At 61.7% G+C, this 19,946-nt stretch carries 21 protein-coding genes; 15 read left to right on the top strand and 6 right to left on the bottom strand.

Annotated elements, in window-relative coordinates:
• Positions 1 to 9 precede the first annotated feature (9 nt).
• The 3 genes from CWE01_RS27770 (at position 10) to CWE01_RS27760 (ending at position 1,914) form a co-directional block, all read left to right on the top strand.
• Complete coding sequence (locus tag CWE01_RS27770; protein WP_100943755.1) at positions 10 to 495, top strand: flavin reductase family protein; 486 nt, start codon at positions 10 to 12, stop codon at positions 493 to 495.
• A 101-nt stretch (positions 496 to 596) separates the two neighbouring features.
• The gene (locus tag CWE01_RS27765; protein WP_100943754.1) at positions 597 to 1,349 is read left to right on the top strand and encodes a GntR family transcriptional regulator; all 753 of its coding nucleotides are present in this window, start codon (positions 597 to 599) and stop codon (positions 1,347 to 1,349) included.
• Between the two features lies 1 nt (position 1,350).
• A complete protein-coding gene (locus CWE01_RS27760; protein WP_100943753.1) occupies positions 1,351 to 1,914 on the top strand; it encodes an NUDIX hydrolase in 564 nt (187 codons plus the stop codon).
• 6 nt (positions 1,915 to 1,920) lie between these two features.
• Here CWE01_RS27760 and CWE01_RS27755 read toward each other — a convergent pair whose 3' ends face one another.
• A complete protein-coding gene (locus tag CWE01_RS27755; protein ID WP_100943752.1) occupies positions 1,921 to 2,214 on the bottom strand; it encodes a DUF1330 domain-containing protein in 294 nt (97 codons plus the stop codon).
• Between the two features lie 74 nt (positions 2,215 to 2,288).
• On the opposite strand from CWE01_RS27755, the gene ribBA reads away from it, so the two are divergent.
• The 6 genes from ribBA (at position 2,289) to CWE01_RS27725 (ending at position 8,292) form a co-directional block, all read left to right on the top strand.
• The gene (gene ribBA, locus CWE01_RS27750; protein WP_100943751.1) at positions 2,289 to 3,401 is read left to right on the top strand and encodes a bifunctional 3,4-dihydroxy-2-butanone-4-phosphate synthase/GTP cyclohydrolase II; all 1,113 of its coding nucleotides are present in this window, start codon (positions 2,289 to 2,291) and stop codon (positions 3,399 to 3,401) included.
• 237 nt (positions 3,402 to 3,638) lie between these two features.
• Entirely contained in the window at positions 3,639 to 4,664 is a 1,026-nt protein-coding gene (locus CWE01_RS27745; protein WP_100943750.1) for an ABC transporter substrate-binding protein, read from the top strand.
• Positions 4,661 to 5,602 (top strand): ABC transporter permease, encoded by a 942-nt coding sequence (locus tag CWE01_RS27740; RefSeq protein WP_177143894.1) that lies wholly within the window; start codon positions 4,661 to 4,663, stop codon positions 5,600 to 5,602. Before CWE01_RS27745 ends, CWE01_RS27740 begins: the two co-directional genes overlap by 4 nt.
• A 6-nt stretch (positions 5,603 to 5,608) precedes the next feature.
• Positions 5,609 to 6,418: an ABC transporter permease gene (locus CWE01_RS27735; protein ID WP_100943748.1), complete on the top strand. Its 810-nt coding sequence runs from the start codon at positions 5,609 to 5,611 to the stop codon at positions 6,416 to 6,418.
• A 17-nt stretch (positions 6,419 to 6,435) separates the two neighbouring features.
• The gene (locus CWE01_RS27730) at positions 6,436 to 7,587 is read left to right on the top strand and encodes an ABC transporter ATP-binding protein (RefSeq protein ID WP_100943747.1); all 1,152 of its coding nucleotides are present in this window, start codon (positions 6,436 to 6,438) and stop codon (positions 7,585 to 7,587) included.
• Positions 7,588 to 7,656: 69 nt separating this feature from the next.
• Complete coding sequence (locus CWE01_RS27725) at positions 7,657 to 8,292, top strand: START domain-containing protein (protein ID WP_100943746.1); 636 nt, start codon at positions 7,657 to 7,659, stop codon at positions 8,290 to 8,292.
• On the opposite strand, the gene CWE01_RS27720 is transcribed toward CWE01_RS27725, so the two are convergent.
• Both CWE01_RS27720 and CWE01_RS27715 read right to left on the bottom strand, forming a co-directional pair.
• Complete coding sequence (locus CWE01_RS27720; protein ID WP_100943745.1) at positions 8,293 to 9,294, bottom strand: endonuclease; 1,002 nt, start codon at positions 9,292 to 9,294, stop codon at positions 8,293 to 8,295.
• A gap of 3 nt (positions 9,295 to 9,297) precedes the next feature.
• The gene (locus CWE01_RS27715; protein WP_256579424.1) at positions 9,298 to 10,581 is read right to left on the bottom strand and encodes an AAA family ATPase; all 1,284 of its coding nucleotides are present in this window, start codon (positions 10,579 to 10,581) and stop codon (positions 9,298 to 9,300) included.
• 1,234 nt (positions 10,582 to 11,815) lie between these two features.
• On the opposite strand from CWE01_RS27715, the gene CWE01_RS27705 reads away from it, so the two are divergent.
• The 3 genes from CWE01_RS27705 (at position 11,816) to folD (ending at position 14,512) form a co-directional block, all read left to right on the top strand.
• The gene (locus CWE01_RS27705) at positions 11,816 to 12,301 is read left to right on the top strand and encodes a flavin reductase family protein (protein WP_100943743.1); all 486 of its coding nucleotides are present in this window, start codon (positions 11,816 to 11,818) and stop codon (positions 12,299 to 12,301) included.
• A gap of 117 nt (positions 12,302 to 12,418) precedes the next feature.
• Positions 12,419 to 13,465: an LLM class flavin-dependent oxidoreductase gene (locus CWE01_RS27700; protein ID WP_100943742.1), complete on the top strand. Its 1,047-nt coding sequence runs from the start codon at positions 12,419 to 12,421 to the stop codon at positions 13,463 to 13,465.
• A gap of 171 nt (positions 13,466 to 13,636) precedes the next feature.
• Positions 13,637 to 14,512, top strand: coding sequence for a bifunctional methylenetetrahydrofolate dehydrogenase/methenyltetrahydrofolate cyclohydrolase FolD (gene folD / locus CWE01_RS27695; RefSeq protein WP_100943741.1), 876 nt, complete (start codon positions 13,637 to 13,639; stop codon positions 14,510 to 14,512).
• A 100-nt stretch (positions 14,513 to 14,612) separates the two neighbouring features.
• Here folD and CWE01_RS27690 read toward each other — a convergent pair whose 3' ends face one another.
• Both CWE01_RS27690 and CWE01_RS27685 read right to left on the bottom strand, forming a co-directional pair.
• Positions 14,613 to 15,719 carry a pyridoxal phosphate-dependent aminotransferase gene (locus tag CWE01_RS27690; protein ID WP_100943740.1) on the bottom strand — a complete coding sequence of 369 codons (1,107 nt, stop codon included), beginning with the start codon at positions 15,717 to 15,719 and terminating at the stop codon, positions 14,613 to 14,615.
• 240 nt (positions 15,720 to 15,959) lie between these two features.
• The gene (locus CWE01_RS27685) at positions 15,960 to 16,211 is read right to left on the bottom strand and encodes a DUF1652 domain-containing protein (RefSeq protein WP_100943739.1); all 252 of its coding nucleotides are present in this window, start codon (positions 16,209 to 16,211) and stop codon (positions 15,960 to 15,962) included.
• Between the two features lie 261 nt (positions 16,212 to 16,472).
• Between CWE01_RS27685 and CWE01_RS27680 the strand changes: the two genes are divergently transcribed.
• Entirely contained in the window at positions 16,473 to 16,727 is a 255-nt protein-coding gene (locus CWE01_RS27680) for a hypothetical protein (protein ID WP_100943738.1), read from the top strand.
• 23 nt (positions 16,728 to 16,750) lie between these two features.
• Here the strand turns inward: CWE01_RS27680 and CWE01_RS27675 are convergent, their stop codons facing one another.
• Positions 16,751 to 18,664, bottom strand: coding sequence for a PAS domain S-box protein (locus tag CWE01_RS27675; RefSeq protein WP_218274300.1), 1,914 nt, complete (start codon positions 18,662 to 18,664; stop codon positions 16,751 to 16,753).
• Between the two features lie 222 nt (positions 18,665 to 18,886).
• On the opposite strand from CWE01_RS27675, the gene CWE01_RS27670 reads away from it, so the two are divergent.
• Entirely contained in the window at positions 18,887 to 19,429 is a 543-nt protein-coding gene (locus CWE01_RS27670) for a DinB family protein (RefSeq protein ID WP_100943870.1), read from the top strand.
• Between the two features lie 79 nt (positions 19,430 to 19,508).
• Positions 19,509 to 19,907, top strand: a complete 399-nt coding sequence (locus CWE01_RS27665) for an acyltransferase (RefSeq protein WP_100943736.1) — start codon at positions 19,509 to 19,511, stop codon at positions 19,905 to 19,907.
• Positions 19,908 to 19,946 lie beyond the last annotated feature (39 nt).

Genomic DNA, 19,946 nt, shown 5'->3' with positions numbered 1-19,946 from the left:
ACAAACGAGATGATCGAACCCGGTATCTACAAAGAAGTCATGGGCTCCTTCCCGTCAGGCGTCACGGTGGTCACCACCCTGGACGCCGAGGGGGGCATCGTCGGCATCACCGCCAGTGCCTTCAGCGCCCTGTCCATCGACCCGGCGCTGGTGCTGTTCTGCCCCAACTACGCCTCGGACACCTACCCGATCCTGCGGGACAGCAAGCGCTTCGCCATCCACCTGCTCTCGGCGGACCAGCAGGCCGAGGCTTATGCCTTTGCCGGCAAGGGCAAGGACAAGGCCCGCGGCATCGATTGGCACCTGAGCGCCCTGGGCAATCCGCTGCTGCGCAACGCCACGGCGATCATCGAGTGCGAACTGTGGCGCGAATACGACGGCGGCGATCACGCCATCATCGTCGGCGCGGTCAAGAACCTGATCCTGCCCGAACAACCGGTGACGCCGATGATCTACCACAAGGGCAAGCTCGGCCCTCTGCCCGCGCTGGCCTGAGGTTTTGCCACGGCGCGAGCCGACGCGGATGAACGACGCATGATAAGCTTGCCGGTGATTTCGGCCCTCGATCGGCCCCACGAACTTTTAGAGCGGATCCCATGAAACGCCTGCCACTCGACGACAGCTTCAAGGTCAATCGCAACCCCGTTACCCTGCGCGAAATCGTGCTGGACAAGCTGCGAAGCGCCATCATGAACTTCCAGCTCATGCCGGGGGACCGCCTGGTCGAGCGCGACCTCTGCGAGCGCCTCGGCGTCAGCCGCACCTCCGTGCGTGAAGCCCTGCGGCACCTGGAGTCCGAAGGCCTGGTGGCGTTCGCCGATGCCAAGGGGCCGAGCGTTGCCATCATCACCCTGGACGATGCGGTCGATATCTACGAACTGCGCTGTGTGCTGGAGGGCCTGATCGTCCAGCTGTTCACCCTGCGGGCCAAGGCCAAGGACATCAAGGCCCTGGAAAAGGCCCTGGAAGTCAATCGCAAGACCCTCAAGGACGGCGAACTGCAACAGGTCATCGATTCGGTGCAGGGTTTCTACGACGTCCTGCTCGAGGGCTCGGGCAACCGTGCCGCGGCCACCCAGCTGCGCCAGTTGCAGGCCCGGATCAGCTACCTGCGGGCCACCTCGGTGTCCCAGGAAAACCGTCGCGGCGCCAGCAACCAGGAAATGGAACGTATCGTCGAGGCCATCAAGAGCGGCGACCCGCTGGCCGCCCACCAGGCCTCGGTCGATCACGTGCGCGCGGCGGCCAAGGTGGCGCTGGAATACCTCAAGCGCAAGCAGGACGAAACCGGCCCGGCCCCCGAGATCACCGCGCCCATCGCCCTCAAAGAACCCCGTATGGGCCGCTGACATGCCCAGCCCGCGCTTCTGCCCGCAATGCGGCGGCGCCGACCTCGCTCGGCAGGTACCGCCGGGCGACACCCATGAACGCCTGATGTGCGCGGGCTGCGGCTACATCCACTACGTCAACCCGAAGATCATCGCCGGCTGCATCATCGAGCGCGACGGCAAGTACCTGCTGTGCCAACGGGCGATCCCGCCACGGCCCGGCACCTGGACCCTGCCGGCGGGTTTCATGGAAGGTGGCGAGACCACCGAGCAGGCGGCACTGCGCGAAGTCTGGGAAGAGAGTGGCGTGCGCGCGGAAATCCTCTCGCCCTACTCGATCTTCAGCGTGCCGAAGATCAGCGAGGTGTACATCATCTTCCGCGCCATCGCGCTGGAGATCACCGGCCAGTACGGGCCGGAAACCCTGGACTACCAATTCTTCGCGCCCGAGGACATCCCCTGGGACAGCATCTACTACCCGGCGATCCGGCAGATCCTCGAACGCTACATCGAGGAACGCCAGGCCGGGGTCTATGGCATCTACATCGGCAACGACGACAGCGGCAAGATCCACTTTATCCGCTGACCGCCTTCAGGGCGCCACGCCCTCGACAATGATCACTTCGGCCCGGGCCGCTCCCTCGCGGTGCCCGCGCGCCTCCTGATATTCCGCCGAACGATAGCAAGCCAGCGCCTGGTCGTAGGAGTCGAACTCGATCACCACATTGCGCTGTGGCGTTTCCCGGCCCTCCAGCGCCTCGGCGCGCCCGCCGCGTGCCAGCATGCGTCCGCCGTAACGGGCAAATACCGCCGGGGCGCGACTTGTGTACTCGGTGTACTGCTCCGGGTTCGTGACATCCACATGGGCAATCCAGTAAGCCTTCATCGATGACCTCATTGCTGGTTTATTTTGTATTATGGTATACCATAAATCACATATTCATACAGAGCGAGCCCGGCATGGCCTTTGACAGTATCCAGGACATCATCGACGACTACCGCCAAGGCAAGATGGTCGTGCTGGTGGACGACGAAGATCGCGAAAACGAAGGCGACCTGCTGATCGCCGCCGACTGCTGCAACGCCCAGGCTATCAGCTTCATGGCCCGCGAGGCACGCGGACTGATCTGCCTGACCCTGACCGACGAGCATTGCCGGCGCCTGGATCTGACGCAGATGGTGCCGAGCAACGGCAGCGCATTCAGCACCGCCTTCACCGTGTCCATCGAAGCCGCCCATGGCGTGACCACCGGTATTTCCGCCGCCGACCGCGCCCGCACCGTCGAAGCCGCGGTGGCCGCCGATGCCCGCGCCGAAGACCTGGTCCAACCCGGGCATATTTTCCCTCTGCGGGCCCGTGAAGGCGGCGTGCTCACCCGCGCCGGGCACACCGAGGCCGGTTGCGACCTGGCACGCCTGGCCGGTTTTACCCCCGCCTCGGTCATCGTCGAGGTCATGAACGATGATGGCAGCATGGCCCGACGCCCTGACCTGGAAGTGTTTGCGCGCAAACATGGCATCCGGATCGGCACCATCGCCGACCTGATCCACTACCGACTCAGTACCGAACATACGGTGGTGCGTATCGGCGAACGGGAACTGCCGACGGTACACGGTACGTTCCGCCTGATGACCTTCGAGGACCGTATTGAAGGTGGCGTGCACATGGCCATGGTGATGGGCGATATCCAGCGCGATACACCGACGCTGGTGCGGGTCCACGTCATCGACCCACTGCGCGACCTGGTCGGCGCCGACTACCACGGGCCGAGCAACTGGACGCTCTGGGCCGCGCTGCAACGGGTCGCCGAGGAAGGCCGCGGTGTCGTCGTGGTGTTGGCCAACCACGAATCCTCCCAGGCCCTGCTCGAGCGCGTACCGCAACTGACCCGCCCCCCGCGCCAGTACAGCCGTTCGCAATCGCGGATCTATTCGGAGATCGGCACCGGGGCACAGATACTGCAGGACATCGGTGTCGGAAAACTGCGCCACCTGGGGCCGCCGCTCAAATATGCCGGGCTGACCGGCTACGATCTAGAGGTGGTGGAAAACATCCCCTTCCCACAACCCTGATACCCCGTAAAAAAGCGCCAGGGCCGGATCACCGGTCAGGCAAAATGCTTGCAGAAAGTTTGGAATACCATAATATGATATTCCGTAGACCGGAGATTTTTTCCAAGTGCCCCCGACAGGTAAGGCACAAGAAAATGCCCTTGGCACGGTCGCCTTAAAAGGCTCAGATGGACCTACTGCTCCCGATAGGCGGGCCTCAACAACCCGCTCAAAAACACAACAAATGAGGGCGTGAAAATGGTGTTGAACAAAGGTGCAACCGCGACAGTGCTCGCGGGTTTCCTGGCAATCGGCAGTTCCTTCGCCATGGCCGCCGACAGTGTCAACTTCGTCAGTTGGGGCGGCAGCACCCAGGACGCGCAGAAACAGGCCTGGGCCGATCCGTTCAGCAAGGCCAGCGGCATCACCGTGGTCCAGGACGGCCCTACCGACTACGGCAAGCTCAAGGCCATGGTCGAAAGCGGCAACGTGCAGTGGGACGTGGTCGACGTCGAAGCCGACTTCGCCCTGCGCGCCGCCGCCGAAGGCCTGCTCGAACCGCTGGACTTCAGCCAGATCCAGCGCGACAAGATCGACCCGCGTTTCGTCTCCGACCACGGCGTCGGCTCGTTCTACTTCTCCTTCGTGCTCGGTTACAACGAAGGCAAGCTGGGCGCCGGCAAGCCCCAGGACTGGAGCGCCCTGTTCGACACCAAGACCTACCCCGGCAAACGCGCCCTCTACAAATGGCCGAGCCCCGGCGTGCTGGAACTGGCCCTGCTGGCCGACGGCGTGCCCTCCGACAAGCTCTATCCGCTGGACCTGGATCGCGCCTTCAAGAAACTCGACACCATCAAGAAAGACATCGTCTGGTGGGGTGGCGGCGCGCAATCCCAGCAGTTGCTGGCCTCCGGTGAAGCGAGCATCGGCCAGTTCTGGAACGGCCGGATCTACGCCCTGCAACAGGACGGCGCACCGGTGGGCGTGAGCTGGAAACAGAACCTGGTCATGGCCGACATCCTGGTCGTGCCCAAAGGCACGAAAAACAAGGCGGCGGCCATGAAGTTCCTGGCCAGCGCCAGCAGCGCCAAGGGCCAGGCCGACTTCTCCAACCTGACCGCCTACGCCCCGGTCAACGTCGACAGCATCGCGCGCCTGGACTCGGTACTGGCACCGAACCTGCCGACTGCCTACGCTAAGGATCAGATCACACTCGACTTCGCATACTGGGCCAAGAACGGTCCGGCCATTGCGACACGGTGGAACGAATGGCTGGTCAAATGAAAATGGCGGCCACGCTTTCCCCTGATACCCGCCCGACCGGGAGCGCCCCTGGCGCTGCCGGCCTGGCCAGCAGCAAGGCGGCAGTCATGCAGCAGTCCTCGTATGCGCAGCGCTGGCGGGGGGCGGGTAACCTGTTACCGGCCTTGCTGTTCCTCGGCCTGTTTTTCTTCGCCCCGTTGATCGGCCTGCTGCTGCGTGGGGTCCTGGAACCCACGCCGGGGCTGGAAAACTACCAGCAGCTGTTCGCCAACTCGGCCTATGCGCGGGTCCTGCTCAACACCTTTTCGGTGGCCGGGCTGGTCACGCTGTTCAGCCTGCTGCTGGGCTTTCCCCTGGCCTGGGCGATTACCCTGGTGCCCCGTGGCTGGGGCCGCTGGCTGCTGAGCATCGTGCTGCTGTCGATGTGGACCAGCCTGCTGGCCCGGACCTATTCGTGGCTGGTGCTGCTACAGGCCTCCGGGGTGATCAACAAGGCCTTGATGGCCATGGGCATCATCGACCAGCCGCTGGAGATGGTGCACAACCTGACCGGCGTGGTGATCGGCATGAGCTACATCATGATCCCGTTTATCGTCCTGCCGTTGCAGGCGACCATGCAGGCCATCGACCCGATGATCCTGCAGGCCGGGGCCATCTGCGGGGCCAGTCCGTGGCGCAATTTCCTGCGGGTGTTCCTGCCGTTGTGCCGGCCGGGGCTGTTTTCCGGCGGGCTGATGGTCTTCGTCATGTCCCTGGGCTACTACGTCACCCCGGCCCTGCTGGGCGGTGCGCAGAACATGATGTTGCCGGAGTTCATCATTCAACAGGTGCAGTCGTTCCTCAACTGGGGCCTGGCCAGCGCCGGTGCCGCCCTGCTGATCCTGATCACCCTGGTGTTGTTCTACTTCTACCTGAAGCTCCAGCCGGAATCCCCGGTCGGCGCCAGTCATGCGAGGTAAGCCGTCATGCTCCTGACTCCCAATGCCATGAGCCGGCGCCTGCGCCTGGGCCTCTACCTGACCACCGGACTGATCGCCCTGTTCCTGCTGCTGCCGATCGTGTTCATCGTCCTGCTGTCGTTCGGTTCCTCCCAGTGGCTGGTGTTTCCGCCACCGGGCTGGACGCTGAAATGGTACGGCCAGTTCTTCTCCAATGCCGACTGGATGAATGCCGCCCTGGCGAGTTTGAAGGTGGCGATCCTGACCACCTTCTTCGCGGTCGCGCTTGGACTGCCGACCGCCTTCGCCCTGGTCCGCGGACGCTTCCCCGGCCGGGAACTGCTCTACGGCCTGTTCACCCTGCCGATGATCGTGCCCCTGGTGATCATCGCCGTGGCGGTGTACGCGCTGTTTCTCAAACTGGGCTACACCGGGACGCTGTTCGCCTTCGTGGTCAGCCACGTGATCGTCGCATTGCCCTTCACCATCATTTCGATCATCAACTCGCTCAAGCTGTTCGACCAGTCGATCGAGGATGCCGCGGTGATCTGCGGCGCCTCGCGCCTGCAGGCGGTGTTCAAGGTGACCTTCCCGGCGATTCGCCCCGGCATGGTCGCCGGGGCGCTGTTCGCCTTCCTGGTGTCGTGGGATGAAGTGGTGCTGAGCGTGATGATGGCCAGCCCGACCCTGCAAACCTTGCCCGTGAAAATGTGGACCACCCTGCGCCAGGACCTGACCCCGGTGATCGCCGTCGCTTCGACGCTGCTGATCGCCCTGTCGGTGCTGGTGATGGTGATCGCCGCCGCCCTGCGTCGGCGCAATGAACTGCGCGCCTGAGCGCCCTGGAGTAGAACATGAGTGCCGTGATCAAAGACCCCGCGCAGCACGACCGCCCCCTGGTCAGCCTGCGCAACCTGAACAAGCACTATGGCGACTTCGCCGCCGTGGACAATATTTCCCTGGATATCCAGGAAGGTGAATTCCTCACCTTCCTGGGTTCCAGTGGTTCCGGTAAAAGCACCACCCTGTCGATGCTGGCCGGCTTCGAGACGCCCAGTAGCGGCGAGATCCTGGTAAGCGGACAGTCCCTGGTCAAGGTGCCGCCGCACAAACGCGATATCGGCATGGTGTTCCAGCGCTACTCGCTGTTTCCCCACCTGTCGGTGCGCGACAACATCGCCTTCCCGCTGACCCTGCGCAAGCTCAGCAGCGAGGAGCGCGAGCGCCGGGTCGACGCCATGCTCAAGCTGGTGCAGCTCGATGCCTTCGCCCATCGCCGCCCTTCGCAGCTCTCCGGTGGACAACAACAGCGCGTGGCGATTGCCCGGGCGCTGGTCTACGAACCACGCATCCTGCTGATGGACGAACCCCTCGGGGCCCTGGACAAGAAGCTGCGCGAAGACCTGCAGGACGAGCTGCGCCAACTGCATCGCCGGCTGGGCATCACCATCGTCTACGTGACCCACGACCAGGAGGAAGCCATGCGCCTGTCCCAGCGCATCGCGATCTTCAGCCACGGCAAGATCGTCGGCCTGGGCAGCGGCTACGACCTCTACCAGAACCCGCCGAACGCCTTTGTCGCCTCGTTCCTCGGCAACTCGAACTTCCTCAAGCTCAAGGCCCGCGGCAACGCCGTGGCGGATTTCGAGGGCCAGGCCCTGGCGATCCGGCCGACCTCCGGAGTGTCCAGCGAGCAGCCGCTGTTGCTGATGGTGCGTCCGGAGAAAGCCCTGGCCCTGAGCCTCGAACAGGCCGCCGCCGAACCCTTGCCGGCAGGCTGGAACGAGGTCTCGGCCAAGGTCGGCGAAATGCTCTTTCTCGGCGAAAGCCAGACCTGCAGCGTGGTCACCGACGGCGGCACGGCGATGACGGTCAAGGCGCTGTCGGCCACCGGCATGTCGCTCAAGGCCGGCGATCCCCTGCGGGTACGCTGGGCCAGCGCGGACGCTTGCGTCTATACCCAATGGAGCGAAGGCGATCTGAACAAGGCGGCCGGCGCCCATTGAATAAAACCCGGGCTCGGGTGTTATATCTGGGTAGCCAGGCACTATCGGCCGTGCAACCCGGAGATCCGAATGAACATCCTGTTATCTGCGACAGCGCTGGCCAGTGTTCTTCTCGGCACGGCAACACTGGCGGCGCCCCTGGACTGGCAACTGGCCAAGGATGAAGACGGCATTCAGGTCTACCTGAGCCACGTCCCGGGATCGCGCTACCAGAGCTTTCGCGGCGAGACGCTGATCAAGGCCGATGTCGGCACCCTGAGCAACCTGCAGGAAAACCTCCGGGTGGCCTGCAAATGGCTGTATGGCTGCGCCGATATGCGCCTGCTGAAAAATGACGGCGACGACACCTGGGTCTATCTGACCACCGCGTTGCCGTGGCCGGCGCAAACCCGTGACATGGTGATTCACGTGCATAGCGAGCGCGCCGACGATGGTAGCCTGACTCGACGCCTGGAGGCGGTGCCCGGCTTCGTACCCTACGTGCCGGGACAGATCCGTGTCAGCCAGATGAAAGGCCTATGGACCCTGCACCCCGAAAGCGACACGCAAACCCGTGTGACCTATGAACTGCAAGCCGAACCGGCCGGCGATATCCCGTCCTGGCTGGCCAATCAGTTCGTGGTCGACGCGCCGATGGTCAGCCTCAGGACCTTGCGCGTGGTGGCCGAGCACCAGGGTATACGCAGCGCCGAAACGGCGCCGTAGTCAGGCCTGTAGCCGGACCTTGAAGTCCTCGATCCAGGCCCGGACCATGGCCGAATAAGGCGCCTCTGGCCGGGCCATGCGCTTCATTTCCCCGAGAATCCGATCCTGGAGGAAGTACAGGCGCTTGGCGATACTGGCCACCGTAGCGGAGGGCGGCGCCTCGGGATCAGGTAAAAGCTCGTCTGCCATCGCCCCCACTTCCAGCGCCAGCATTTCCAGGAACTCCAGCTGGCGCAGCAGGCGCGTGCGCTCCTGCACCAGGCCCAGCCGGTTCAAACCGTAGACATGAATCGAGACGCTGCCCTTGAGGCTTACGCCGGACGCCAGCGCTTCCTCGAGGTGACCATCCAGGGCAGCGCCGGCCCCGGCCAGGGGCGGAAGGTCTGCTCCGGCATGCGAGCGGGGCAGCACCAGGCCGATCAGGTTGGCCCGGTCGATATGAAACCTCAGGTGTTCGTCCGGGTTGTCGCGGCACGGGTCGAGCAGCAGCGGGTACTCGTCGGCAAAGTCTTGCGCAGCGGACATGGCCCGCTGGCCGAGGATCGGGAAGCTGTCCTTCTTGCCGGAGAGCAGCAGGCTGCCCTGGTTGAACCCCTGGCGGTCGTCCCGCAAGGTCAGCAGCCTGGCCGACAGCCTGGGGGTGACCTGCTTGCGCTTGCGGTTGCAGTCGATGCAACTGGGCAGCAGGTTGTCCCAGTCCATGGCGAGCCACCAGTAGCCGGGATGGCTGGCGTCTTCGGACACCGCGCCCTTGGGCCGGTAATGCTCGACATCCACCGGCGCGGTGGAGGCGAAGAAGCTTTCGCAATAGGCGCATTTGCCATGGAACAGTTCATCGAGCTGCTTTTTTACGCTGTCGGACTTATAGACCGCAAAAGCCGGTGGGCTACCGGCAGGTGCGGCGAACCAGGCCTTGAGCTTTTGCAGCTCTTTGGCGGCGGGCGAGTCGGTTCCGGACAGGGCATCCGGAGCCTTGGCAATCGTTCGAATGACGGCGCGCATGCTTCAGATCCCCTCCAGGACAGCGAGGATCCTTTTTTTCGAGGTTTCACGCAGCTCGCGGAGTTTGAGCGCGCTGGTCCGGCGACGGTTCTGCAGGTACTCCACCACCGCTTCCTGCACCAGCCGCTGGACTTCCGTGGCACCTACCGGCAGAGCATCGCTGATATCCCGTTCGAAGCGGTTCCAGGCGTGTTGCTGCGCCTCGCTCAGAGGCTGGCCCAGCTCCCGGGCGGCCAGCAGGTCGGCAAGCATCGCCAGCTCGCGCTCGGTGTCCGGCTGGTCGGTGGAGCTCAGGCTGAAAAAGTCCGAGGTCAGCAGTTGCTCGATGGTCAGTTGGCTGACGTTGGGCAGGCGGATCACCTGCTCCACCATCACCGGCCAATCGCTGTCGGGGTTGTCCTCGCTGGCGACCCGCTGCATGACGATCACCTCACCGTCCTGCATGCCCCGCAGGCACAACGGATCGTGGGTGGTGGCGATAAAGGTCACGTTCGGCAAGGCGCTGCGTAGCACGCTCATGATCTGGATTTTCCAGCACGGATGCAGATGGGCCTCGACCTCGTCGATCAGCACCACGGCCTGGGCGGTTTCCAGGCTTTCGAAGTAGGGGTTGATGCGCCGGTTCATCAGGCCCTGGATGATGTCGCAGACCATCGCCAGCACCGAGCGATAGCCTGAGGACGCCAGGCTCAGTGGGGTTCGACAGAAGGCCCGACTACCGGCGGTGGCGGTGACAATCAGGCAGCGCTGGTTTTCAAAGTCGCGCTCCATGACCTCGAACTCGCCCTCGATGGAGAGGATATCCCGCAGGGCCCGCACCACACTGTCGAACTCGACCTGTTTAAGCCCCAACAGCCACTTTTCCGGGTTGGACAACAGGGCCGTGGCGTCGAAAAGGTTGATGATCGATTTGCCCGGGCTGTAGCGCCGCACCTGCTTCTGGTATTGGCGGAAGGCGCCGTAGGCGAAGACCGGCGGCGTGATGGGTGTACCTTCGGGCCAGTAGCCTCCGCCGGCAATGGTCAGCTCTCGTTTGCTGGAATCCTGGAAGGTGACCGTTACCGTCGCCGAGGTGCATCGAGGGACCAACCCTGCGCCCAGCAACTCAGGATCGAGGGGCAGCGAGGCGACGTCGACTGGTAGCTGCGCGCGAGCCTCTTCGGAGCACAGCGCCAGGGCCGTGGCTTCGAGGATGGAGCTTTTTCCGGCGGCATTTTCACCCAGAATCAGCAAGGCAGGTTGTACGGGCTTCACGCTGGAGGCGGGATAATCCTTTGCGGATGGCATCAGCAGTTCGAGATGTTCAATTCCCTTGAAATTACTCAAGTGAATCGAGGCCAATGGCGAGTACTCCCGTGGAAAGGACTGCGACGGCTTAAGCGCTTGGGCGGGAGTTTTCACAATCGGAAGTGCCAGCCTGGCTTCAAGGCCCTCACACCAGTCTTCAAAATCTGGATTTAGAGCAATGGCGTGAAATGTCCAGTGAATACGGCGGTACGAAAGTGCCAGCGGCTGGACTTTGGTCGGTGAAAGCGCCAACAGGATACGACGGCACAGCAAGTACCAAAGCCCCCCAAACTCCAGTGAGGAAAAGTCAAGGACTGGCGGAAATGGCACCTTATCCTCCTCCACTTCAGGAAGCCGCTCGTAGAGCAGTTCGTCGAAATAGGATTGCAGTCTGCTTCTACGCTGCTCAACCAACTGACTGCGATTGAGCTTGAAATGGAAGATCGTTTCTCGTGCCCGCCCTGTCAGTGCAAGCAGCTCACCGGAAAGATTCACAGATAGGTGCCGGGCAATGCTTACTCGCTCGCAGGGATCGAGCAGGAGATGCCGCTCCTTGAGCGGATAGTCGCGCCATTCACCCAGGCTCTCCGCTGCGTAGGCTTCAAGCTGACCCTGTGTCGGCAGGGGTGAACGGGTGCCCCGAACAGGGAAGTAGCCAGGCCGGTCGGGTTCACAGCCATTGCATATGGGATAGATATTCTCCCAGGCATTGCTCAGCCAGAAGTAATACAGATGAGCATCTGGCGTGTGCTCTACGGGGCTGACGCCTTCCCCAGGACGAAATCGGTAAAAAGACGTGGGGCCTCTGCGTTCACAGAACGCGCACTTGCCGTGAAACAACCGATCCAGGCTAACGTGAACGGATGGATGATCCAGATTGAAGCCCAACTCCGGGGCTCGGGTCTGTGCTCTCTTCGTCTGGTCCGCCAGAAAATAATCGGCCACCGCTTGCCTGCTGACGCTGGCCTCCCGACTCTGCAACCAACTCGGCGGCGGCACAAAACTGCGATCAAAGCGCTGCATGACTCTCTTCCCTAAGCAGTCAGGGGAAAGCCTGTCGCCCTCCCCCAAAAGCACAGACTCTAAACGGCACCTGAAAAAAAGTGGAGCCGTTTCAGGTCGGCTGACTGTGTCGAACCACTACATCGACAAAAAGCCCTTGCAAGCACGGTATTACGGTATACCATAATACCTATAACTCAATAAAAAGCTCCAGCCACCCGAGGACCGCCCCATGATCGATGCCGCCATCTACAAACAAGTCATGGGCTCGTTCCCGTCCGGAGTCACCGTGATCACCACCCTGGATGACGACGGCCAGGTGGTCGGCCTCACCGCCAGTGCCTTCAGCTCCCTGTCCATGGACCCGGCCCTGGTGCTGTTCTGCCCCAACTACAGCTCCGACTCCTATCCGGTGCTGATCAAGAACAAGCGTTTCGCCATTCATGTGCTGTCCGGCGGCCAGCAGAACGAGGCCTATGCCTTCGCCCGCAAAGGCAAGGACAAGGCCCAGGGCATCCAGTGGACCTTGAGCGAACTGGGCAACCCGCTGTTGCCCAATGCCAGCGCCATCATCGAGTGCGAACTGTGGCGCGAGTATGAAGGCGGCGACCACGCGATCATGGTCGGCGCGGTGAAGAACCTGATCGTGCCACGCCAGGACGCCGGCCCGATGATCTACTGCCACGGCAAGATGGGCGCCCTGCCCGTTCTCGCTTGAGCCTGTACAGCGCTGCACAGACGGTCCTTGCTTAACAGCAATAAACAGTATTATGGTATACCAATAAATCAGCAGACAGACCTGCCGGCCAACAACAAAAAATCCGAGGTAAGCGTCATGAAGTTTTCCCTCTTCATCCACATGGAGCGTTGGGACGAAAGTGTCAGTCACCGCCAACTGTTCGAAGACCTCAGCGAACTGACCCTGATGGCCGAGGCCGGCGGCTTCAGCACCGTATGGATTGGCGAACACCACGCCATGGAATACACCATTTCCCCAAGCCCGATGCCGCTGCTGGCGTATCTCGCCGCCAAAACCAGCACCATCCACCTGGGCGCCGGCACCATCATCGCGCCGTTCTGGCACCCGTTGCGGGTCGCCGGGGAATGCGCGTTGCTGGACGTGATCAGCAATGGCCGGATGGAAGTCGGCCTGGCCCGTGGCGCCTACCAGGTGGAGTTCGACCGCATGGCCGGCGGCATGCCCGCCTCCTCCGGTGGCCAGGCATTGCGGGAAATGGTCCCGGTGGTGCGGGCCCTGTGGCAAGGCGACTACGCCCATGACGGCGAGATCTGGAAATTCCCCACCTCCACCAGCGTGCCCAAGCCGATCCAGAAACCCAACCCGCCGATGTGGATCGCCGCCCGCGACCCGGACTCCCACAACTTCGCCGTGGCCAATGGCTGCAACGTGATGGTCACGCCGCTGATGAAGGGCGACGAAGAGGTCCTGGATCTGAAGAACAAGTTCCAGGCCGCACTGGACAACAACCCCGAGGTGCCGCGCCCGCAACTGATGGTGCTGCGTCACACCCATGTGCATGCGGTCGATGATCCGGATGGCTGGAAAGTCGGGGCCACGGCGATCTCGAAGTTCTATCGGACCTTCGACGCCTGGTTCGGCAACAAACAGGTGCCGGTCAACGGCTTCCTGGCGCCGAGCCCGGAAGAAAAGTTCGCCGAGCGGCCGGAGTTCGCACTGGAAAATATCCGCAAGAACACCATGATCGGCACGCCGCAGGAAGTCATCGCGCGTATCCGTTATTACCAGGAACTGGGAGTCGACGAGTTCAGCTTCTGGTGCGACAACAGCCTGCCCCATAGCGAGAAGAAAAAGTCCCTGGAGCTGTTTATCCAACAGGTGGTGCCGGCGTTCAACCGATAGCCCTGGTCCCCTCTCATTGGAGCAGCGACCGGCCGACACTCGGACTGCTGCTCTATGTCACACTGGTCGCTGCGGGGCAGATGGTATATTCCTGCCACGCCCCAGCGGCTTGATCCCTCCTTCAAGTCCCTGGTCGGTCTCTTGTTCATCCAGACGACGGTGACGCATTCAATGAGCAACTCCCTTCCACTCGCCCGCGATATCGATGGCAAGGCCATTGCCGCCCGCGTACTCGAGGAAGTCCGTACAGACGTTGCGGGCCTGGCCTCACAAGGCGTTCTTCCGGCCCTGGCAGTCCTGCTGGTCGGCGACGACCCGGCCAGTCACGTCTATGTACGCAACAAATTGCAGCGGGCCGAAGAAGTCGGTATTCGCTCACTGGAATATCGCCTGCCGGAAAGCACCGGCCAGGCAGAATTACTGCAGTTGATTGCCGAACTGAACACCGACCCGGCGGTGAACGGCATCCTGGTGCAATTGCCCCTGCCTGCCCATATCGAGGAACAGGCGGTGATCCAGGCCATCGATCCGATCAAGGACGTGGACGGTTTTCACCGTGAAAACGTTGGCGGCCTGGTCCAGGGCGCCGAAGTGCTGACGCCTTGCACCCCCAGCGGCTGCATGCGCCTGTTGCAGGAAACCTGCGGTGATCTGAGCGGCCTGCATGCGGTGGTCATCGGCCGTTCGAATATCGTCGGCAAGCCGATGGCGACCTTGTTGCTGCAAGCCCATTGCTCGGTCAGCGTGGTGCACTCGCGCAGCGTCGATGCCGCGGCGTTGTGCCGGCTGGCGGATATCGTGGTCGCCGCCGTCGGTCGCCCGCAACTGATCGATGCCAGTTGGCTCAAGCCGGGCGCGGTGGTGATCGATGTGGGGATCAATCGGATTGAAACCGAAACCGGCAGCCGTCTGGTGGGGGATGTCGACTATGCCAGCGCGCGGACAATCGCCGCAGCGATCACCCCGGTGCCTGGCGGCGTCGGCCCGATGACCATCGCCTACCTGCTGAAAAATACCGTGATTGCCACACGGTTGCAGCGGGCCTAGCCATCGACTCGGGCAGTGCTTGCCGATTCAGCGCGGACCGGCCGCTGCCATCGACATGAGCCGCGACGGGGTTTGCGCAGCCCCGCCACGCGGCCGGAACTCAATGTTTCCCAGGCAACGCCACCACGGCGAAGGCGTTGCGCAAGCGGGCCATCTCCTCGTCCTTGCCGACCGTGATACGCAGCCAGTTCGGCCAGTCCTGCCAGATCCGTCCGACCCGGACACCGCGCTGTGCCAGCCCCTCGGCAATCACATCGGCGGGACGCCCCAGGTTGACCATGAAGAAGTTGCCCTGGGCCGCCGTGCAGGCGAATCCGCGGTCCCTGAACCAGGCCATGGACTGCTCACGGGTACGGGCGTTGGCAAGCTTGCGCTCCGACAACAAGGTCCGATCCTCCAGGCTGGCGATGGCCCCCAGCAGCGACGAGGCGGCCGCGACATTCTGCTCGCCCAACACATTCAAGCGTTCCAGCAAAGCCGGCTGGCCGACGGCAAATCCAAGGCGCGCACCGGCCATGCCATAGATCTTGGAAAAGGTCCGCAGTACCAGCAGATCCGAATGATCCTTGACCAGCGAGACACAGCTGGGGGCATCGCAATAGTGGATATACGCTTCATCGACCACCACCAGCGCGCCCGCCGGCTTGTCCTTCAAGGCGCGCTCGATCTGTTCGATGGGGGTCAGCGTGCCGGTCGGATTGTTCGGGTTGCAGATATAGATCACCCCAAACTGCGGGTCCGCCGCGAGCATCGCGCCGATATCGTGAGCATGCCCGGCCGTCAACGGCACCTCATGCACCGTGGCCTGGTGGGCCTCGGCGGCGAGGCGCGGGGCTTCATAGGAAGGCGTCGCCATCACCAGGCTGCGTGGCCCGGTAAACGCCATCACCGCCTGCTGCAAGGCGACCTTGGAGCCGGCATAGATATCGATATGCTCTTCGGGAATTGCCAGTTGTCGCGCCAGCAGCGCCACCAACTGGTACTGGAAGCGGTAGGGATAGCGCCCGGACAGGGCGATGCCCTGCTCCATCGCCTTGCATGCCGACGCCGAGGGCCCCCAGGGGTTTTCATTGAAATTGAGACAGACCTCGCTGGACGGGCTCTCCGGACGGGTCGGTAGCGTTTCTGCAAACGCACGGCCCGGACCGCTCAACAACGGCAGCGCGGCCATCAAGCCCACCACTGAACGACGCGTGATATCCACCATGTAAAAGATCTCCCTTGATCAGTCAGACTTGATGCCTTCCAAGTCACGTATAAAAAACTGTTACCAAGGGGACGAACACAAAAAAGCATGATTTAACGGTAATCGTGTACCAAAAATCCTACATATGGGAGCCAGTCAGCGGATTGTGGTGCCGTCAGCAGTTCGCCCACGGCTAACGCGAATGCCGCTCTCGGCGGCACATTGGATTGGCTGGAGGGCCAGGCGATGGAGGGGCTCGGCCTAGTACAGGCTCCCGGCGAAAGCCCGGCGTCCAGCCTTCATCTCGGTGCGTAATTCGCCGATGAAATTGGAAATCGAGCGGATGCTGGTGAAGCCGCTGGTCGATACACCGTTGAGTTGCAGCTCCACGCGACCCGAAACCGGATCGAAGATCTTGATCATCAAGGCACCGCCGGCATTCGCCGTGCAGGTGCAGGACAGCGGAAGAAAGCCGGATTCAATGATCTGGCAGAGCTCTGCTTTCGGGATCATGCGGTTCATCCTTGAGATCGGTCGGAAAGTGCCTGTCGCCTCAGCGTAGACCAGTTGTTTCAAGGGCCAGGCCGGAACGGCAAGATGTTGGAGGGACTGTGACGCCTGTCACAGACTGGCCGTTCCTCCGGCTGCGCAATCCGATGAACAGTCCTCGGCCCATGCGCAGGTCACTGCAATATTTTGTATCAACTCTTGATCAAAGCTTTTTCAGCAACGGCCGTTAGCCCTATTGATCACACTTCTCATGGATGCATCGATATGGACATTAAGACCCCAATCTATCTGACGCCCTCCACAACACCGTCGCACCTCATCGACAAAATGGTCAAAGCAGACCAGCCACCGCCTCCCAGCATCATCAGCGACAAGGCCCGCGAGGCTCTTAAAGAAGCCCTCAAGAACGGCCCGCCAGCGGTGGTTTATCACCCCAGCGACTACGTGCCGATCGATCCTCCCGTGGTGATCTACTCCGAGTCAGGCAGCGTCCCCCAGTCCCCCGTGACACGCGGCTGACCAACCAGGCCTCACAGCGTGCTTCAGCGCTGCTGTGAAGCAAAGCGGCCCTTGCCCGCCTGTTTAGCTTCGTACATTCGGCTGTCGGCCTCACGCAACAGCTGTGTCGCGGTTCTCGGATCATCGCGCCGGAACACCGCAATCCCGATACTCACCCCCACCTGCACGGTGGCCGCACCGATCAGCACCGGCTCGTTGATCAGTTGAATCAGTTTTTTCGCCAACTGCTCCGCGTCCTGAGTGCCTCCGAACTGGCCCTCCACCACGGCGGTAAATTCATCGCCCGCCAGCCGGAACACCGCATCCGTCTCGCGCAGGCAGGTCTTCAGCCTCTCGGCCACGATCTGCAGCAACAGATCGCCGATTTCATGGCCGAAGGTATCGTTCACCGCCTTGAAACCATCCAGATCAAGAAACAGCACCCCCAGCGGAACGCCGGTCCGGCGCGCCCTGGCCATCGCATTGGGCAGGTATTCGAGCAAGGACCGGCGGTTTGGCAGTCCGGTCAGGGTATCGGTCAACGCCTCTTTCTCGCGGCGTTCGGCCATGGCCTTGCGTTCGGTAATGTCATGCAGGAAAACACTGAAAAACCGATGCCCATCGATCTCCACCGGACTGATCCGCACCTCGACGGGAAAGGCCGTGCCGTCACGTCGCAACGCCGATATCTCCAGGCGCTGGCGTAGCGCCTCATCATCACCAGCGGAGCGATAGCGTCGCCACCCCGCCAGATGAGCCTCACGCATGGCCGCAGGGATGACCAGTTTTTCGAATGACTGGCCCAGTGCTTCATCACGGGACCAACCGAAGGTCGTCTCGGCCATTCGGTTCCAGGCCCTTATCGCACCCGACTCATCGATACTCACGTAGGCATCGCTGGCGTGTTCCAGCACCGCCGACAGCTCCGCCTCACGTTGCCTGAGCTCGCGGTCGGCCTGCAGCCGTTGCAGCATGGTATGGGAAAGCATTTCATTGGCCCGCAGCAGCTCCGCGGTGCGCTCCTCGACACGCTGCTCGAGGCCGTGTCGCAACGCCTGCAGAGACGCCTCGGTTTCCTTGCGCCGCTGGATGTTCTGGACCGTCGCGATGTAGTACTCCAGGTCACCGTTCACCGACAGCAGCTTGGCCACATGCAGGTCAACCCAGACAGAGGTACCGTCCTTGTGCCGATACCTTTTCTCAAGCTGGTAACGATCGATTTCGCCGTGGGTCAGCTGGCGCAACAGGTTCAAGTCGCTGTCCAGGTCGTCAGGGTGAGTGATGTCCTGGAAGCTCAGGGTCATGAGCTCGTCGGCTTCGTAACCGACGATGGAGCAGAACGCGCTGTTGAGGCTGAGGAAGCGCCCGTTACCCGCAACCGCCGCAATACCCGTGGGCGCCAGGGCAAAAGCGGTTTTCAGGCGCGCTTCGCTGGCCGCAAAGGCCGCCGCGGAGTGGGTGATATGGGAGCGGGACAGCAACGCGGCCTCACGCATCTGGAACTCCCGGCTGACCAGCCCGGCAAAGTCCTCCAGGATCTGCCGCGCCTCATCGGTGAAAACCCGGGCCTTGCTGTCTATCGCGCAGAGCGTGCCCAGCGCATAGCCCTCGATGGAGCGGATCGGTGCACCTGCATAGAAACGAATATGTGGCGTGCTGGTGACCAGCGGATTGGATGAAAAACGCGGATCATTCAGCGCGTCCTGGACCACCATCGTATGTTCTTGCTCGATGGCAATCGTGCAGAAGGAAATATCCCTGGGTGTCTGCCTGACGTCCAGGCCGACCCTGGACTTGAACCACTGGCGGTCGCTGTCGATCAGCGAAATCAGCGCAATGGGCATCCCGAGCGTGGTGGATAGCAACCGGGTCAGGCGATCAAAAACCGGCTCTGCCGCGGTGTCGAGCACCTCCAGTGCGTGCAACAGCTTTAAACGTCCAGCTTCGGTATGGGGCAAAATAGACGACCTCTCTCAGCTGACTCACCTGCGCTCTCCCTTCCATGTAGAGAATAGTGCAGCGATTCGCTCTGGGCGTGTGTTGGAGCCGCAGGCCACGGTTAGCACGGCTTGATGATCACAGCATATGCCATTCTGGGTGGGCATCAAGAAGGGGATGCTATTAGACTGGGCGGGGTGATGAGTGCGGGTCGCTTGTCAAATGATCAAAGGATGAGCGCAGTGAGCCGTACCAGCCATATCTGCCTGATGGCCAGCTATAACCAGTGGATGAACGCCAAGGTCTATGAGTCGACCAAGGCCTTGCCCGAAGAAGAGTTGGGTGCCGACAGGAAAGCCTTTTTCGGCTCGATTCTCGGGACGTTGAACCACCTGGCGGCCGGCGACAGGGTCTGGCTGCAGCGATTCGCCCAGCATCCGGCGCAGTATTTGGCGCTAGGGCCGATTCGACAACTGCCTACGCCCGAGCGCCTTGACCAACTGCTGTTTCCCGGTTTCCAGGAGCTTGCGGTGCATCGGGCATGGCTCGATCAAATTATTGTCGAGTGGGCGCACTCGGTGACAGCGTCGGATCTGGATCACCCGCTCCACTACAAAAGCATGAGAGGCGTACCAGCTGACAAGGATTTTTATGGCCTGGTCATGCATTTTTTCAACCATCAGACCCATCACCGCGGGCAAGTGACCACCTTGCTGTCACAAGCGGGTGTCGATGTGGGGGATACGGATCTGGTGGGGCTTATTCCTGATGCATACGCCAGATAGAAAGACATTCAGACTGCGGCTAGGTAGAATGCTCGGCCAATATCAAGCTGATACTTGGTAAAAAAACAATAGATACACAATGAACCAGCTTGCTAGCCGAATAGTTTTCCTGGACTATATTCGGATATTCGCTTTTGCAAGCGTTCTTATCGGGCATAAATTTTACAAAAGCTTGATGGCGGCCCTTTCCGCCCCCAACATACATACAACATTATTTAAAACACTCGGAGAATGGCTTGCCCCGCTCTGCTTGGGAGGTGCTGCAGGTGCCGTTGTATTTTTCCTTACTTCGGGATACATCATCACACACGTCCTCAGATCCGAGAAACCTGGGGAGTTTTTGATAAAACGATTTTTCAGGATATATCCACTCTATGTAACAGCCATCATTATAGAAACGGCTGTCAACTACTACATAGGGGGGTGCCCCTGTTCCGCCTGCAAGCACCTTGATACCTCGTTTCTTGCTACTGGGTGATTATTTCGGTGTACCACCGGCTCTTTCAGGGGTTGAATG

Source organism: Pseudomonas sp. QS1027, from assembly GCF_002814235.1.
GTDB lineage: Bacteria > Pseudomonadota > Gammaproteobacteria > Pseudomonadales > Pseudomonadaceae > Aquipseudomonas.
The sequence above is the reverse complement of the archived record's forward strand: the minus strand, read 5'-3'. Positions and strand labels throughout refer to the sequence as shown.